The organism is Pseudoalteromonas shioyasakiensis (assembly GCF_001550135.1).
GTDB lineage: Bacteria > Pseudomonadota > Gammaproteobacteria > Enterobacterales > Alteromonadaceae > Pseudoalteromonas > Pseudoalteromonas shioyasakiensis.
On record NZ_LRUE01000005.1, the window covers coordinates 224,058 to 242,558 of the forward strand.

An 18,501-nucleotide genomic window follows, 5' to 3' on the forward strand; every position below is an offset into this window, starting at 1 on the left:
AAATGCATACGTATTCAGCCTATTAGTTGCAATTATTCAAGCTCGATTAAGCGTGCTTGCATAGCTTTTAAGCGGATTGGCGCCGCAAGATCAACGCGTTTTTCGCTGATTAAATCACGCCCTTTATTTTTGCCTTTCAGCACTTCTTGCATGTAGCTTAAATCCCAATCAATGGCTTGTTGGTTTTTGTTAAGAACAACCAATACAGTTTGGCCATTGTGCTCCCTCACATAGCTGTAAACGCCTTGCTTGGGTGAAAAATGCATTAAACGACCTTCGCTTAACGCTGGTTTTTCTTGACGAAGCTTAAGCAGTTTTTTCATGCTAGCTAACATCTCTTGCTGATCAGCTGAAAGCCCCTTACCTGTGAAGGCATTCGCTTTTTGACCTTTAAACCCACCTGGAAAGTCAATGCGAATATCACCGTGGTCATTGCTTGGCGTGTTATCGAGCAGCAGCTCAGTGCCGTAATAAATTTGTGGAATACCGCGAGTTGTTAACAGCAGCGTCATGGCTAATTTAGTTTTTGCGAGGTCTTGACCCAGCTCAGTGTAAACACGGCTCATGTCATGGTTATCAGCAAACACCAAAATGTTATCTGTATCAGCATACAAAAAGTCATTCGCCAGCGATTGATATACTTTTACCCACCCAGTATTCCAGCTTTCCTCTTCGTTAAGTGCTTGGATCAACGCCTCTTGTAATGAAAAGTCCATCACACTTGGTAACTCAGAGGTATAACCATCTTGATTGACTTTGCCGCGCTGCCAATAAGATGCAATTGCAGGGTTAGTTGTCCACTCTTCACCAACAATATTAAAGTTTGGATACTCGGTCATAATCGCTTTAGTCCAATCGGCTAAAAATGCTTTATCTGAGTATGAATAGGTATCAACACGAATGCCGCTTAAGTTGGCGTATTCAATCCACCAAATGGCATTTTGAATCAAATACGTTGATAGTAACGGCTGGCGCTGATTTAAATCAGGCATAGACTCAACAAACCAACCATCGTTAAATTGACGTTTGTCGTATTGGCTTGCGTGAGGGTCTTGGATTGTTTGTCTGGCGTGACTGGTTGCATTTTTACCGTTTTCAAACTTCCCATCAAAGTTAACCCAATCAGCAGTAGGCATATCAGCCATCCACTGATGTGATGAACCAAAGTGATTAAGTACCATGTCCATCACTAAGCCGATACCATGCTCTTTCGCTTCTGCAGATAAGGTTTTATAAAGCGAATTACTGCCCATACGCGGATCAACTTTGTAAAAGTCAGTAATAGCATAACCATGATAAGAATAACTTGGCATGTCATTTTCAAGCACTGGTGTTAACCAAAGTTGAGTCACACCGAGGTCCTCAAGATAATCTAGGCTATTAATAACACCTTGAATATCACCACCATGTCGACCTCCTTTAAAACTTGGGTTTACAGCCTCCTTCATACCAGCAACGGTGTCATTGTTTGGGTCACCATTTACAAAGCGATCAGGATTGATTAAATAAAGTGTGTCTTTATTTGTAAAGCCATGACGATTGGCACTTTGCTTATCACGGGTATTTAATGGGTAAGTAAATTCTGTGCCATCTTTAGCTTTAAAAGTCAGTGTACCCGCCTTTGCATTATCGCTAATGGTTAAATCTAAAAACGCGTAATTAGGGTTATTCGTTGTTGTCACCCCTTTAAACTCAACACCTTTATAGGGCATCATTTGCCACGTTTTGTTAGCAATATTGTTATCGTAAAGCATGACTTGTAATGAGTCATTTTGCATCCCTACCCACCAGTTTTCTGGTGACACAGTAATAGCAAAACTTGCTGTTGAGTTAAAAAGTGTAAATGCAGTCGTTAGCGCTAAAAATGATTGTGTTTTTCTCATAATTAATTTTGTACTTTTTCTAAGAATTGACTGTGGCTCGGCAGCTGCTCGACAGTGCTGTTAATCAAGGTTTTTAAATTGCTAAATAACTCATTTAATTGCTCATCTGATAACGCATCAGTTAATGGATGGTGATCCTCTGCAATTAGCCCTTGGCCTATCATCACTTGCTGCCACGCAACTTCGGCAAATAGCTCATCGTCTTCTCTTACGAGCTTTCCGCTGGTTTTAAATAGCTCAATTTTCTTTTTAAGACTGCTTGGAATATCCATGCCTTTACAAAAACGCCAAAACGCACTGTCATCACGCTCTGTAATTTTGTAATGAAGAATAATAAAGTCACGAATTCGCTCAAATTCTGTTTTACTTTGTTGATTAAATTCATCCACAAGGCCTTGTTTAATACCTTGATGAGGAAAAAACTTAATTAAACGAATGGCTGCACTTTGAATTAAATGAATACTGGTCGATTCTAATGGCTCTAAAAACCCGCTTGATAAGCCAACTGATACTACATTTTTATGCCACTGTTTTAAGCGACGACCTGTTTTAAACTTAATAACGCGGGGCTCTGTCAGTGGTTTAGCAGGTAGGTTTTCTAAGAGCTGTTGCTTTGCCGCTTCATCTGATAAGAAACGTGAAGAATACACAAGGCCGTTGCCTACACGATGCTGTAAAGGAATTTGCCACTGCCAACCCGAGTCTCTTGCAATTGAACGTGTATAAGGAATTGCATCAGAAGCTGATTCACTTTGCACCGCAATCGCACTATCACATGGTAACCAATGTGACCAATCTTCAAAGCCGGTATTAAGAGTTTGTTCTATCAATAAAGCACGTAAACCGGTGCAATCAATAAATAAGTCGCCGTCTATTTGCTCGCCACTTTTAAGTAGCAAAGAGCGAATATACCCGCTTTCATGGCATTGGTTAACCGATTCAATTTTGCCTTCAATGCGTTTTACGCCCCGTGATTGCGCTAATTCCTTTAAGAATTCGCCATATCGAGTGGCATCAAAATGGTAGGCATAATGTAAGCCCGCCAACTGAGTGTTAGGAATGTGCTTGAGGTGAGCAAATTTATGAGCTTTTGCAGCTTGATAATTAAGTGAAAAATCCCAAAAATCAGGCGCATTATTAGCTTGATTTGCTTTTAGCCAAAAATGATAAAACTCACAAAACGGAAAATCTTTACCTATCTCACCAAAGGCATGCATGTAGCTGTGGCCTTTGCTGCGCCAATTTTCAAACTCAATACCGAGCTTAATCGTGGCACCAGTAGCCTTAATAAATTCTTTTTCAGAAATGCCTAGCGCACCATTTAGATGCAAAATAGGTGGGATGCTTGCTTCGCCTACACCAACAGTGCCGATCTCTGCTGACTCTATCAGCGTGATATCAATTACTTTGCCCAGCACTTTATTAAGTAATGCAGCGGTTATCCAACCAGCAGTACCACCACCGGCAATCACGACCTTGGTTATTTTTTTTGTTTCCATAGTACACCTAACGCCAATTTCAATTCATTGAGTGTAGCTCACTGATATAAAAAAGCCCTTGTAAAACAAATCACAAGGGCAATTTTCCATCGCTGTTTTAGCTAATTACAGCTTGTAGCTGAAGCCTAACAGGAATGTACGACCGTAGTCTTGGTAGTCACGTACTTGAAGTGAGTTATCACCTTGTAGTGATGTGAACGGCTCTTCAGTGATGTTCTGTACTTGGAATGTTACAGATAAACCGTCAAGGCTCTCTACACCGCCTTCGCTAAAGTCATAACCAATTTGAGCATCCCAAATTGTTTCGCCTTTAATGTCAACTTGTGTAGTCGCAAAACCTAAACCGTATACGTCACCTTTAAAGTCGCTACGCTTACGCATGCTAGTACGCGCTTGGAAACCGTTACGCTCAAAGTAAACTGTTAGGCTATCAATTTGGTCAGATAGACCAGGTAGCTCATAATCGTTGCCATTTTGGTCAGTTAAGTCTTGCTCAACACCTGTATGGCTTGCGATTAAACCAAAACCATCAAGTGATTCGCTGAACATAGTGAATGGTAGTGTTAATGAAAGCTCGTAACCCCATAGGTCACCAGAACCACCGTTTACTTTACCAGAGCCTGTACCTGTTGAAGTTTCAGGGATTTCACCAGTAGACGGGTCAGCTACACCGCTCATGTCGATTTCATAAGTACCGTCGAAAATCCACTGAGTGATATCTTTATAGAATACAGCTGCAGCGAAGTAACCTTCTTCATGGAAGTAGTTTTCATAGCTTAAATCAAAACCAGTTGCTTCTTTTGGCTCAAGCTCTGGGTTACCACCTGATACGCTCCAGTAGTTACCGTTTTCATCTGGTTGCTGATTGTAAGAAGCGTTAACTGATGAGTTCATTTCGTCTAAGCGAGCACGAGAAATCGTTTTTGCCGCACCAAAACGTACAGTTTGCTCTTCATCAATTGCAAATGATAAGTTGATGCTTGGCAAGAAGTGGCTGTAGTCATGGCTTACATCTGTTGGTGATACAACAACTAAACCATCCACAGTATTAGCAGCAAAGCCTTGTGAAGACTGTTCAGTTTTCACATAACGCACACCAACGTTACCTGTTACAGGGATAGAGCCCAGCTCTGCATTAATGTCAGCTTGTGCGAAGAACGCTGTTACTTCCTCTTGAACTGTCCAAGACTGTGTCTTGTGTTTTGAATCAGTTAAGCTTTCTTGAAGAAGGCTATAGTAACCATCATTCACCAGACCGTTGGTATCATAAGCAACCATGTTGCCCATACCAATGAAATCAAGGCTAGCTGACCCTAAACGGTATTGTTCTGGGATAGATAGCATACCCGGGTTTGATAAAGAGAAGTCTTTTAGTGTCATGAAGTAACCTTCAGACAACTTGCTCTTTTCACGGTCACGGTATGACATACCGAATGACACACGGCTGATGTAAGCGTTATCAAGTACTTTGCTTGCAGCAAGTTTCAATGTGCTTAGTTCATCATTGATTTCTGGCGCATTGATGAAACCATCTTGCGCAGTATTTTGATAAGCAGTATCAGTTAGACCGTACTTATCGTTAAGTGCAGCACTTGCACCCCAAGATAATGGGCCACCAAGTTGAATTAAGTCATAATCGCTGTAATCAAGGTTATGGCTGAATTGTGCGCCAGTGTTACCACCGTCAAACTCATAACCAATCGTATCAGCAACACCATTTGCATCACCACGACCTGTACCTGAGTAGCTTTCGATACTCCAGATTTGACGCTCAACTTCAGAGCGGCTTACGTCAAATTCTACTGACCAATCATCGCTGATGTCGTATTTTGCATTAAAACCAAACTGAGTTAGTTCTGCGTTACGCTCTTCGTAGTCATTACGAACAACAACACGTTGGCCTTCTGTTACTGCGCTTGTGATGAAACCAGAATCTGCGTCAACAACAGCTGAACTTGGGTCAATTGAACCTTGGCCCCATGCAAATGGCACTTCGATACCACGTAAGATTTTCTCATCAGAGAAATCTACATATAAAGCATCAAATGTCATGTTTAGGCGATCAGTCGGCGCAGCTTCAATAACAAGCATTGCTGTATCACGTTCAAGAGTCGATGAACGTACGAATGGCTTAGCACCACCTAAAATTGAGTACGTATTACCATCTTCACCTGTAAATTCAGGGTAACCCCAAGAGTTCCAACGTTTTTCTTGGTTTGGAGAGCTCATCGTGTTGTAAGCAAATGCAACACCGATTGTGTCATCTGCAAATTGGTCAATGTAAGAAACCGTACCACGGAAACCTTTATCGTCACCGTCTGGGTTTAATTTGTCAAAACCCGTTTGCTCGTATTGGCCGTTGAACATGATAACTTGCTCACCTTTACTTAAAGGTTTAACAGTTTGCATGTCGATAACGCCAGCGATACCTTCAGCATCAATGCCTGCGCTTGGAGTTTTATATACCGTTACGCCACTCATAATTTCTGATGGGTAAAGGTCAAATTCAACGCCACGGTTGTCGCCGATTGAAACTTGCTCACGACCGTTGAATGTTGTTGCACTTTCGTTTTCACTGAAACCACGAACACTTACACGGCTAGCTCGACCGTCTAGACGTTGTGCTGTTAAACCAGGAAGGCGTGCGATTGATTCTGCGATTGATGAATCAGGTAATTTACCGATATCTTCTGCTGAGATTGACTCAACAACTTCAGGAGTGAAGCGTTTAGTATTAATAGATTCTACAACACTGCCACGAAAACCTTTTACTTCGATAACTTCAACGTTATCGTTTTTTGCTTTTTGGTCTTCTTCTGCAGCATACGCTACAAAGCTATTTAAACCTGCGGCTGTTAAAGCCAGAGTTAATATACTTGGTTTGAACATAGACATGATGTTTTCCCATTACCCAAATTGTAATGCCAACGTGTTGCAGTTATTCATTAACATAATAGCTGTAATTCGCTGACTGATTTTGTTGTCGAATTGAATATTAACGCTCTGATTATTTTCTTAACAAATTTATGCATACGTATTCAGCGTAGTCCACCACCACGAACATTAACAACATTTTTACAAAATAGAATTGTAACCATTTGAATATAAATGATTTATCAATTTTATTGTGTGATTTAATAGTATTGAAACATTTTCGCTATATTTTCGACCCAAATTTGGTTACAAAAATAGGTACTAAGCCATTTATCTCGGTTAGATGGTGACTTAACGCAATTATTAAAGGTACTCGTCTATACCAATGATAATTGGTCTTACCAATACAACCCCCGCACCATTATGGTGTAAGCCAGCTATATTATGCACCAAGCTGGCGTTCGCGATCATAATTAAAACCCAACAAACCTAATTGGTAAATTTTATTGATAGAAATTCGAGTTGTTTACTTTTAAATCAAGTTAATAAATTTTACTGAGAACAAAGATGAATTTGGCGTGCATACGTATGCAGAGTTTTTACAGTATCTCACCCTTCACGTATGCTTTTGACATTCCGGCAACATATTGCATTAACGGTTGCCTAACAGTTTACATACACTGAGTGTCACGATGGAGAAAAACATGGCTCAAAAGCAGTGGTATAAAGGTGCGGTTATTTATCAAGTTTACCCGCGCAGTTTCCAAGACACCAATGGCGATGGCATTGGTGATATCAAAGGTATCATTGATCGTATTGATTATATTAAAAGCCTAGGTGTTGATGCTATTTGGGTTTCGCCTTTCTTTAAATCACCAATGAAAGACTTTGGTTATGACATCAGTGACTATCGTGATATCGACCCATTATTTGGTAACCTTGACGATTTTGATGAACTCATTGCACAAGCTCATCAACGTGATATTAAGATCATTATTGATCAGGTATTGAGCCATACCTCAGATCAACATCAATGGTTCCTTGATAGCCGTGAAGATAAAACCAACGACAAATCAGATTGGTACGTGTGGGCAGATGCTAAACCGGACGGCACACAACCAAATAACTGGTTATCAATTTTTGGTGGCCCTGCGTGGCAATGGGAACCACGCCGTGGTCAATATTACTTACACAATTTCTTTGCTGAGCAGCCAGATTTAAACTTCCATAACCCTGAAGTGCGCAAAGCAGTATTAGATAATGTTGAGTTTTGGCTGAAGAAAGGCGTTGATGGTTTCCGTTTAGATGCAATTAACTTTTGCTATCACGATGCTCAATTACGTGATAATCCAGCTAAGCCACCAGAGAAACGTCAAGGCCGTGGCTTTAGCGAAGACAACCCTTATGCGTTCCAGTATCACTACTACAATAATACGCAACCTGAGAACCTTAGTTTTATGCAGGACATTCGTGCCCTACTAAACAAGTATCCTGGTACAGTTGCATTAGGCGAAATCTCATCTGAAGATTCACTGGCAACCATGGCAGAGTACACATCAGGTGGTGACAAACTTCATATGGGTTATAGCTTTGAGCTACTGACTAACGACTATAGCGCGGAATATATTCGTACCACAGTAAGCACTTTAGAGCAGCGCATGACTGAAGGTTGGCCATGTTGGGCATTTAGCAACCACGACGTAGAACGTGTTGCTAGCCGCTGGAGTCAAGGTGAAAAAATTGAGCCTCAGCAATGTAAGATGCTAACAGCCCTACTTGCTTCATTACGTGGTAGTGTATGTATGTACCAAGGTGAAGAGCTTGGTTTAGGTGAGGCAGAAGTCGCATTTGAAGACTTACAAGACCCATATGGCATTACATTCTGGCCAAACTTTAAAGGCCGTGACGGTTGTCGTACACCAATGCCATGGGATGCAGCAGATGCTGAGCAAGCAGGTTTCTCAACAGTAAAACCTTGGCTACCTGTGGGCGATGCGCACAAATCAGTCGCCGTAAATACGCAAGATCATGATAAAGATTCAATTTTGAATGCTTATCGTGAATTTATGGCATGGCGTAAAGATAAGAACGTATTGTTAGAAGGCGATATTGAATTTATCGAAACGCAAGAGCCAGTGCTTGCTTTTTATAGAACGCTTAACGACACTAAAATGCTTTGTGCATTCAACTTAGGCGCACAAAGTAGTGAACTGACAATCTCTGATACTGTGTCTTCGCAGCATACTGAGATATCTCATCACACAGCTGAATTAAACAATAATACAGTCACTCTGCCCGGGTTCGGTTGCTTTTACGCAACCCTGAATTAATAATCAGTTGTTAAAAAACCAAGCCCTGCAATTGCAGGGCTTTTTTATTCCTAATCGTGGTGTTAGTGGTTCATGGTTTTACTATTAATGTAATCTGTGAGCGCAAACAACACCCCCGACACCACAAACGTGACATGTATTAACACCTTCCAGAGTAGCTCATCTGTTGAATGGTTGTTCGAGCTAATAAAGACTTTTAAAAGCTCCACAGCCGATATAGCGACAATAGCGCTTATCAGTTTCATCTTCAGACCCGAGAAACCAACTTTACCCATCCACACAGGTCTGTCTTCATGGTTGTCTATATTTAACTTTGACACAAAATTTTCGTAGCCACTGAAAATGATGATAAGCAAAAGCCCTGCTAGTAGCGCAGTGTCAACTAAAGTCAAAATACCTACCAAAAGCTCTTGGTTTGACGCAGTGAACGTATTTAAGGCCATGCTGTATAAATATTTAAAGAACTTTAGCAGCAGTAATACCACAGCGACTAATAAGCCAATAAAGAATGGCGCTAATAACCAACGCGAGCGAAAAATAAAACTCTCTACAACTTGTTCTAGTTTAGTTGGTACTTTCTTTATTTTTGAATGAGTCCCTTGTTCAGACATAACTTAGTTCACTTTTCTTTTAAAATTAGCGCGATAATACGTGTTTTGACCTTACGATTACCAGTATTAGAGGCAAAAAGAGTGGTTATTTTTTGCTTATCTTTACGATAAAAATATTTCGTTATCTTTTTTTGAAATTTAGTTTATAAATTCACTCAAGCAAAGTGACATTCACATTGCGCACCATTACTGTGCAATTGAGCCGGTAATAAGTACTTTTGTTGATTAGGAATAATTAAATGAAAAAAGCATTGCTAGCACTAATTTTGGCACCTGTTTTAAGCGTGTCAGCAACGAATGCAATCGCTAACGAAGCACCTGAAGCATCAGCTGAAATGATCAAAGAATACACTGAAATGTGTTTAAACTGGGCGAAAGATGATGACATCAGCAACGAAGAATTAAAGCCATACGTATTAAAATGTTTAAACGATGAGCTTGAAGCTGAAGGCTATAAAAAAGTAAAAGACGTACAAATCTAATTTTACGCCTGCTTAGAATATAGAAAAACCGGAATGACACAATGATGTTCGCTCCGGTTTTTTGTTTTTAATGACTGCAATAATCAGCTAATGCACTTAATAAAAATAATAACGAGCCTACCATGAATAACACCACCCCACTGTGGCGTACTTTATAAATGCTGGTAAAAATAAGGCACTACCAAAGAAAAAGGCGCATGCTGATAAGATATTCACCAACGCATTAACTTTAGATACGAGTGTAAATTTCATAACCATTCCTTATTCTGTTAAATCAGGGATAAAGTGAAACGCTTTAACTATGCGGTTCCAGCTGTTTATCTCAAGTACTACCGTCGTTAATACCACGATGTCTTTTTCGTTAAAAATAGCAGACACTTGGTTGTAAACATCGTCTTCAACATGTTTATCAATGATATTTGTTAAGGCTTCCGCCCAAGCGAGTGCTGCAGTTTCTTGTTCTGAGAACACAGGGACTTCACGCCACGCTGCTAGTACATCGAGTCGCTGTTGACACTCACCTTGGCTTCTCAGCTCTGCTGAGTGCATATGCTGACAAAACCCACAGCCATTAATTTGCGACACTCTTAGTCTTACTAAATCAGCGAGCTTCGCGGTTATGTTTGTATCTTCTGGCAGTCCGCTGAGCCCAGTTAAATGTTTAACAAGTCCTGGGTTGAGTGAATAAACCTGCTGTTGTGATAAACGTGTTTGCATTTTGAATCTCCTGTCTTGATGTTGATGACAGAATAACAACAGCCTAAAAGCAAAGATTGGTAAAAAACGACATTAGCGATGCCATACAAGCATAAAAAAGGGGTTGCAACTGCAACCCCTTTTTATAATCTACATAGATGTAAACTTACTTTTTAGCCGCCGCTTTTTTCTTAGCTGGCGCTTTCTTTTTACTCTCTTCTACCCACTTGCCATTTTGGTAATGAGCAGTCCAGCCTGTGGCTTTACCATCTACTTCACTCATTACATACTGCTCTTTATTTTTACGGCTGTATCGAACGACTGAAGGATTACCATCAGGGTCTTTTGCAGGTGCGTCAGCAAGGTAATAAAACTTTTCAGAAATACGGTCTCTAAAACGTTTTAATTCTTCCACTTTTGGCGCACGTGTTTCACGTGATTTAGGGAAGGTATTTGCAGCTAAGAAAATACCCGATGCACCATCACGCAGTACAAAGTAAGCTTCTGATTTTTCGCACTCAAGTTCAGGTAAATGAACTGGATCTTCTTTTGGTGGCGCGGCTTCACCGTTTTTAAGTAACTTACGTGTATTTTTACACTCTTCATTACTACAACCGAAGTACTTACCAAAACGACCCGATTTTAACTGCATATCAGAGCCACATTTATCACATTCGATAATTGGGCCGTCGTAACCTTTAATTTTAAAGGTACCTTGTTCAACGATATAACCCTTACATGCTGGGTTATTACCACACACATGCAATTTACGCGTTTCATCGATTAAGTATGAATCCATTGCCGTTTCACAGATTGGGCAACGCTTCATTTGCATTAGTGACTCTGTTTCAACGTCTTCCACATCTGCCGCAATGGCTTCATCGCCTGGCACTAAATTCATTGTTGTAGTACAACGTTCTTTTGGTGGCAGGTTATAACCTGTACAACCTAAGAACACACCGGTTGATGCGGTACGAATACCCATCTTACGACCACAAGTCGGACAATCGATATCAGTCTCGACCATTTGGTTTTGACGCATACCACCGTGCTCTTCGTCGCCAGAGGCAATTTCAAGCTGAGTTGAAAAGTCCGCATAGAATTTATCGAGAACTTGTGTCCAAACACGCTCACCTTCTGCGATATCATCCAGACGACCTTCCATCTTAGCGGTAAAATCAAAGTTCATCAGATCTTCGAAGTTTTCAACTAAACGGTCTGTAACAATCTCACCCATTTTTTCGGCGAAGAAACGGCGGTTTTCAACACGTACGTAACCACGGTCTTGAATCGTTGAAATAATTGATGCATACGTAGAAGGACGACCAATACCACGTTTTTCTAATTCTTTAACTAAGCTTGCTTCACTAAAACGTGCAGGTGGCTTTGTAAAATGTTGTTTAGGATCTAACTCAACAAGGGTCAGTACATCACCTTCTTTAACCGCAGGCAGTGATTGATCTTCTTCGTTCTTTTTACGAACAGCTGGCTGAACTTTAGTCCAACCATCAAAACGAAGCACGCGGCCTTTTGCTTTTAACTGATAATCACCAGCGCCAACTGTTAAAGTTGTTAAATCGTATTCTGCTGGAACCATTTGGCAGGCAACAAACTGACGCCAAATTAATTCGTAGAGTTTTTTAGCGTCCGCTTCAACACCGTCTAAATGACCAGACAACACAGTAACACTAGAAGGACGAATCGCTTCGTGCGCCTCTTGAGCATTACCTTTTGAGCTATAACTAATCGGTGCTTTCGGTAAATACTTCTCACCAAACTGCTCTGTCACGTAATCACGACACATTTCAACCGCATCTTTCGATAAGTTAGTTGAATCGGTACGCATATAAGTAATGTGACCTGCTTCATATAAGCGTTGAGCCAGCATCATGGTCTTCTTAACACCATAACCTAGGCGTGTACTTGCTGCCTGTTGCATGGTTGAAGTAATAAATGGTGCGCTTGGTTTACTCTTACTAGGCTTTTCTTCAACGCTAATGACCTTGTAGTCAGCTTTTTCAAGTTGACTAACGGCAGACATCGCCTGCTCTTCATTAACTGGCTTAAAAGGCTTGTCAGCGTGTTTGGTCACTTCTAGGCGTAAAGCTGCTTCTGTATTTTTAACATCGGCGTGGATATCCCAGAACTCTTCAGGAATAAATGCTTTGATTTCGCGTTCTCGTTCAACAAGTAAACGCACTGCGACAGATTGCACACGACCAGCTGATAAACCACGGGCCACTTTAGCCCATAGCAATGGAGACACCATAAAGCCCACTACACGGTCAAGGAAACGACGCGCTTGTTGCGCGTAAACCATGTCAGTGTTTAATTCACCTGGTGTTTCGAATGCTTGCTGAATCGCATTTTTAGTGATTTCGTTAAAAACAACTCGCTTATATTTTTCAGGTTCACCACCGATAATCTGTTCGAGGTGCCATGCAATCGCTTCCCCTTCTCTATCCAAATCGGTTGCGAGATAGATTTTATCGGCGTTTTCTGCAAGTTTTTTTAATTCTTGAACAACTTTTTCTTTGCCCGGTAAGACTTCGTAATGTGGTTCCCAGCCTTTTTCAGGATCAATACCCATGCGAGCAACAAGATTTTTATAATCGCGTTGCTTTTTATAGGCAGCTTTTTCTTCTGGTGACATTTTTCGAACTTCAGCAGGCGTTTTCGTCGCTGCAGTCTTCGTTTTGCCTGAACCTGAAGTTGGTAGATCACGCACATGTCCAACGCTGGACTTTACGATGAAATCGTTACCTAAGTATTTATTAATTGTTTTTGCCTTTGCTGGAGACTCTACAATTACAAGTGATTTGCCCATAGCTGCCTATTTCTGACCGAGTATTTTAAAAGTTTTTTGCCCTTATAAATGTATATCCATCACATTAAACAAATAAGTATGATTTTTTAACATTGGAGCACGAATATTTATAGGTATATCTACAAACACCAATTGTTACAAGCTTTTAATAGAAACTTTTCTTCATTGAGTGAATAATTAAACAATTTTTGTTGCTAATTTAGTCAATGTGGTGTTTTGCGGTAATTTCAAGGGGAATATATAGAACAGCAACAAAAATGCCAACCTTCTGGTTGGCATTTTTTTAAATTTAAACAAATAACTAATTAATTAGCCATCGTCACTTATTGCTATTGTAGCAGTCGATACATTGTCTTTTCCTGTTGTGAATTCAACAGTTAAGAAACCATCTGTTTTATCATTTGGATCAGCTTCACGGCTAATCGTAAGGGCAACCCCAGTCGCTGTTGTTTGACTTGTATTACCTATATCAAAACCAGATGTACCACTGTAATCACCATTATCTGCACTAATTGCAACCGCGGTGCCTGAAGGCATTGGGTTGTTGTAAATATCAGAGAAATAAAGCTCAAAACTCAGCGCTGACAACTGGTTACCTGAATCAGCGGTAGTAATGTTAATTGAGCCTAAATCACAGTAGTCAGTATTCGCTGTGGCTTCTAAACGAGCAATAATAGCACCTGACTGCGTATCTGCTTGTCGATAAATTGTACTACAGTTCTCAATATCAACAGCAAGTTGCATTGCATTATCTGTAAATACAGTTGGATCGTCTTCTGTTGTTTCAGCAAGTGCTTCAGCAAAGCGATTACGTAGCTCATCTTTTGTTACTACAAAACGACTGTATGCAAAGCTTCCTGACATAATAATCTCAAATGAGTCACGAACATCAATAAGCTCTTTGGTACATAAAGTCTCAAATGTTGCGTCTTCATCAGGTGTTGTCGCATCTTCAGAACACTCAAGACCATTGTATTTACCATCAGCAAGTGTATGCATCTCATTTAAGTCAATATCGAAGTTTTCTTCTGTATGACCTGCATTAGTATTCGTTGCACTACATGGGTCGCTTGCATCACCTTCTTGACAGTTTTCAGCAGCTTTAGTGACCGCTGCTGTAACTGGGTCATAAATTGCAGCTAGACCGTCATAAACGCCATTTTCATTATGATCGACAAACGCTTCAGGTAAGTCATAACCACTGTAATACTCATTTTTGTCATAAAGTCCATTACCATTGATGTCGATAAATGACTCTTGACCTTTTGCAGTCACAAGTACTGTTGCGCGACCACCGAGAGGTACACCATCATCATCAAACGCAGCATTTAAAATACCCGCCATACAAGGTGCTGCCACACCAAAATATAGGTCGCAGTTAATTGCACTTGTTTTTGGGTTAGTGCTATTGATTTTATTGCCCCATTTATCTTCGCTAAATGGAATCGGATTTTGTGAGCGCCACTGTGCAACGCACGCACCATCAACCGTGTTACATTCAAGTTGAGGGTTAAACTCCTCACCATCTAATGTCCCTACAGCGCCACCTTCTGTCGTTAAATAAACCGAAGTCCCATCTGGTACTGGGTTATTAAAGTGATCTGCAACATAAACCGAAATATCTGTGGTATCACCAATGTAATTTAATGCTTCAATGTTGATGATTTCCGGGCCTGCGGTAAAGCTATTACCATCAGGTAAGCCTGAGCTGATTGAAACAAGATCTGATACGCTTGTTACTTGCTCATCTAATGAAACCAACGAAAGCTCACCAGAAGGACATGAGACACTGCTATCACGGTCTGCTTCATCTAGAAGACATTCGTCATAAAGCTCTTTCCAACAAGTAACATTATCATTTTGATCTGCTGGGATTTGGTCATCAGGAATATAACAGGCTTGTACACGCACTGCTTGTGGAACAAAACCAGAATTTATCTGAATTCGAGCTAAACCTTCTGAGTCGGTTGACACGCTGGCATGAGAATAACCACTTGCATCTGTCACTTCAGAGAGTGAAATTCCACCATTGGTAGAGCTTAAGCGGAAATCTAAACGTTTTTGTTTTGCAACATTACCAATTGCATCGGTAAGTTTAAAAGTAAGTTGACTTGTTTCTTGACGTGAAACACCACCCGTCCCTTTTAGAGCAAGCACATTTTCTGTCGCTTCTACAAACTCGATTGAGCTTACTTCAGCAGCTGATACAGGCACGTTCACTGATACCACTTTTGGTGTTCCACCTGTTAGTACAGTCGCTGTTACTGTATCGCCCTGTGAAGTGTTACAGCCGTTGCTTCTGTATGTTGCTGTAGCAATGCCGCTAATACTCGTCGCGGTTTCATCCATTACAGATAAATCTGACTCAACACACCCTGAAGTGAACTCAACATCAAGAGGAGAAACATATAAATCACCAGCTGCATCGTAAATTGTTACCGTAATAACAGTTGTCGCACCTGCAGCAAGCGGCACAAATTCATCATCAATAACATTGCCTGAGTCATCTAGCTTGTTATATAGACCATTTGAAATTTCAACGCTCAACTCAGCTGTCGCAATTTCAAATGCTTTTGAAGAAGTTACAGACTTAGCAGTTACAGTAACCTCGCCCGCACCACTGTTTGCGCCAGGCTGTAATTTTAAAATGGCAAAACCAAAGTTGTCAGTAAGCGCCTTTCCAGATTCTGGTAATAAACCACCAAGATCTGTTGAAAGCTCAGCGATAATACCGTCGATACCGTCGCCCGAGCTTGTATCTGTCACTTTTACCATTACATCGATAAGTTCATCAGATGAGAATTGATTTACAACCGTACACCCTGACGTTAAGTAAGTAGTTTCAAGAGATGTTGTACTGCGATTGGCATCCCAATCAGTCGCACAGCCTTGAAGTAGTTTAATATCAAGCTCAGCTTCAGCACTTTCAACCGGGGCATCATCACCATTTGAAATAAAGCCTGCGATTTTTGTGATACTGTTACCACTTTCATCTGTGTAAGTTGCAACGACTTGACCTGCACCTTTTGAGTCACCACTGCTAAGCGTTACAAATGCCTCACCATTTTCATCGGTAAGGGCTGTGCCTAGTACTGGTGTAATTTTACCTGTGTAGTTAGTAGTAAATGAAATAAGTTGCCCATCGAGTGGCGTGTCTTCATCAAGTAAAGTCGCAGTAACCGTACCTTTGTTATCTTTACTTACTGGGTTATCTAGAGAGAATGGCTGACCTGAGCTATCTACGATGTTAAGGCTTAGCGTAACACTACCGCTAACACTCGAGTCATCTGTTTCAGAGCCATCTGATGTAAAACCAAACGTATCAGTATATGTCTCACTATCAATTACATATGTAGCAGTAACAATACCTGCCCCCGCAGTATCACCCGCAGTTAACGTAATTGATGCAACACCATCAGAATCAGTTAAATCTGTTCCAGAAACTGGGTCTAATAGACCTATGTCACCATCTAGACTGAAATTAATAACTGCACCTACAACGGCTTCGTCATTATTAGTCAATGTTGCCGAGATGGTTAACGGTGTGTCAGCTGTAACTGCACTCGCTTCATCTGTAGTAGATTGGTTGTAGCCTTGAACAGACACAACATAGTTTGTTTCTACGGTTGTGTCATCATCTCCATCGGATGAATCACTATCTAATGATCCTCCACCGCCACAGGCGGCTAACAATGAGATGAAAACTAAAACACTTAGCCATCGCAATAAAGGCATCGACCTCTCCCTAGTTAGCTATTTTTTACTTATTTGATTGTTTACCTAATATTAACCTAAAAATTAAACGAAGATCATAATTTTTTTCCTTTAAAGGCAACGAAATTATTTAACTATTTATCGAATTTTTCTGTATAAAAATCTTCATGCTGGTAGTCTATGGCAAAATTTATAAAAAAATAGACTGGGTGTATGTCAAAAGTACGATCTTTAAGCCTTACATCTCGTATCATGGTAGGTATGGTACTGGGTGTAATCGTTGGTTTTATCTTTCAAGCCATTTTAGCGGGTGAAGACGATTTCCTTATTCCACTAGGGTTATTCTCTTTACCAATTAAAGCATTTTTTGTTGATGGTATTTTCCATGTTGGTGGTCAAATTTTCATTGCAAGCTTAAAGATGCTTGTGGTGCCACTGGTTTTTGTATCATTAGTCTGTGGTACTTGTAGCTTAAGCGACCCTAAAAAACTAGGTCGATTAGGTGGAAAATCAATCTTACTCTATCTAGTAACAACAGCAATAGCGATCACCGTTGCTATAACACTAGCGCTATTAGTTAATCCTGGTGAAGGTATTAACCTACCATCAGATGCGACCTACAGTGCTAAAGAAGCACCTACCCTTGCACAAGTCATTATTGGAATGTTCCCTACCAACCCAATTGATGCAATGGCAAATGGCAATATGCTGCAAGTTATTGTATTTGCTTTGTTATTTGGTGTGGCGATGGCTTTAAGCGGTAAAGCAGGTAAACGTGTTGCAACCGTGTTCGAAGACTTAAACACCGTTATTTTAAAACTTGTTACCCTACTGATGAATATCGCTCCTTACGGTGTATTCTTTTTAATGGCTAAGTTATTCACAACTATAGACTTTAAACTCATCACAAGCCTTGCCTTATACTTTGGCGTGGTGGTCTTCGCGCTCTTAATTCATGGCTTTATAAACTATAGTATCTTATTAAAAGTATTAACTGGTTTAAATCCAGTGACGTTTTTAAAGAAGATGAAAAACGCATGCCTATTTGCGTTTAGTACATCTAGCTCAAGTGCAACTATGCCTATTACCCTTGAAACTGCGAGCAAGAAGTTAGGTGCACACAACTCAGTTGCTTCGTTTACTGTGCCTTTAGGCGCAACCATTAACATGGACGGCACTGCAATTATGCAAGGTGTTGCTACCGTGTTCATCGCACAGGTATTTTCAGTTGATTTAACAATTTCTGATTACTTAATGGTAATTTTAACCGCAACACTTGCTTCTGTGGGTACTGCGGGCGTACCCGGTGTTGGTCTTATTATGTTAGCCATGGTGTTAAACCAAGTAGGCTTACCTGTAGAAGGTATTGCTATCATCATTGGTGTTGACCGTTTACTCGATATGACACGTACCGCTGTCAACGTAACCGGTGACTGTATGGTTACCTGTGTGGTTGCAAAATCTGAAGGTGAATTTGATGAGGACGTATTTAACGACCCAAATGCCGCTAAAGATTTAGAGGACTATCATAAGTCAATTAAGTAATTACTTATCTGCAGCCCATAAAAAACCCGCTAAGTTAGCG

Annotated in this window: 11 protein-coding genes; 3 read left to right on the top strand and 8 right to left on the bottom strand. The window is 40.5% G+C overall.

Annotated elements, in window-relative coordinates; genetic code table 11:
* Positions 1 to 32: 32 nt before the first annotated feature.
* The 3 genes from PASHI_RS02865 to PASHI_RS02875 all read right to left on the bottom strand — a co-directional run bounded on the left by PASHI_RS02865 (position 33) and on the right by PASHI_RS02875 (position 6,277).
* Positions 33 to 1,883, bottom strand: coding sequence for a glycoside hydrolase family 13 protein (locus PASHI_RS02865; protein ID WP_062564517.1), 1,851 nt, complete (start codon positions 1,881 to 1,883; stop codon positions 33 to 35).
* A 2-nt stretch (positions 1,884 to 1,885) separates the two neighbouring features.
* Positions 1,886 to 3,382, bottom strand: a complete 1,497-nt coding sequence (locus PASHI_RS02870; protein ID WP_062564518.1) for a tryptophan halogenase family protein — start codon at positions 3,380 to 3,382, stop codon at positions 1,886 to 1,888.
* Between the two features lie 105 nt (positions 3,383 to 3,487).
* Complete coding sequence (locus PASHI_RS02875; protein WP_055198748.1) at positions 3,488 to 6,277, bottom strand: TonB-dependent receptor; 2,790 nt, start codon at positions 6,275 to 6,277, stop codon at positions 3,488 to 3,490.
* A 683-nt stretch (positions 6,278 to 6,960) separates the two neighbouring features.
* On the opposite strand from PASHI_RS02875, the gene PASHI_RS02880 reads away from it, so the two are divergent.
* Positions 6,961 to 8,586, top strand: coding sequence for an alpha-glucosidase family protein (locus PASHI_RS02880; RefSeq protein WP_062564519.1), 1,626 nt, complete (start codon positions 6,961 to 6,963; stop codon positions 8,584 to 8,586).
* 62 nt (positions 8,587 to 8,648) lie between these two features.
* Here the strand turns inward: PASHI_RS02880 and PASHI_RS02885 are convergent, their stop codons facing one another.
* On the bottom strand, positions 8,649 to 9,197 hold the full coding sequence (locus PASHI_RS02885) for a TIGR00645 family protein (protein WP_062564520.1): 549 nt from the start codon (positions 9,195 to 9,197) through the stop codon (positions 8,649 to 8,651).
* Positions 9,198 to 9,436: 239 nt separating this feature from the next.
* Between PASHI_RS02885 and PASHI_RS02890 the strand changes: the two genes are divergently transcribed.
* Positions 9,437 to 9,679 (top strand): hypothetical protein, encoded by a 243-nt coding sequence (locus PASHI_RS02890; RefSeq protein WP_054561654.1) that lies wholly within the window; start codon positions 9,437 to 9,439, stop codon positions 9,677 to 9,679.
* A gap of 117 nt (positions 9,680 to 9,796) precedes the next feature.
* Here PASHI_RS02890 and PASHI_RS22315 read toward each other — a convergent pair whose 3' ends face one another.
* From PASHI_RS22315 to PASHI_RS02905, 4 genes are all read right to left on the bottom strand, one after another.
* Positions 9,797 to 9,931, bottom strand: a complete 135-nt coding sequence (locus PASHI_RS22315; protein WP_276319708.1) for a hypothetical protein — start codon at positions 9,929 to 9,931, stop codon at positions 9,797 to 9,799.
* A gap of 9 nt (positions 9,932 to 9,940) precedes the next feature.
* Positions 9,941 to 10,396 carry a carboxymuconolactone decarboxylase family protein gene (locus tag PASHI_RS02895; protein WP_062564521.1) on the bottom strand — a complete coding sequence of 152 codons (456 nt, stop codon included), beginning with the start codon at positions 10,394 to 10,396 and terminating at the stop codon, positions 9,941 to 9,943.
* Positions 10,397 to 10,541: 145 nt separating this feature from the next.
* Positions 10,542 to 13,202 carry a type I DNA topoisomerase gene (gene topA / locus PASHI_RS02900; RefSeq protein WP_062564522.1) on the bottom strand — a complete coding sequence of 887 codons (2,661 nt, stop codon included), beginning with the start codon at positions 13,200 to 13,202 and terminating at the stop codon, positions 10,542 to 10,544.
* A 309-nt stretch (positions 13,203 to 13,511) separates the two neighbouring features.
* The gene (locus PASHI_RS02905; protein ID WP_062564523.1) at positions 13,512 to 16,937 is read right to left on the bottom strand and encodes a hypothetical protein; all 3,426 of its coding nucleotides are present in this window, start codon (positions 16,935 to 16,937) and stop codon (positions 13,512 to 13,514) included.
* A 192-nt stretch (positions 16,938 to 17,129) separates the two neighbouring features.
* Here PASHI_RS02905 and PASHI_RS02910 point away from each other — a divergent pair, with 192 nt between their 5' ends.
* A complete protein-coding gene (locus PASHI_RS02910; RefSeq protein ID WP_062564524.1) occupies positions 17,130 to 18,461 on the top strand; it encodes a dicarboxylate/amino acid:cation symporter in 1,332 nt (443 codons plus the stop codon).
* Positions 18,462 to 18,501 lie beyond the last annotated feature (40 nt).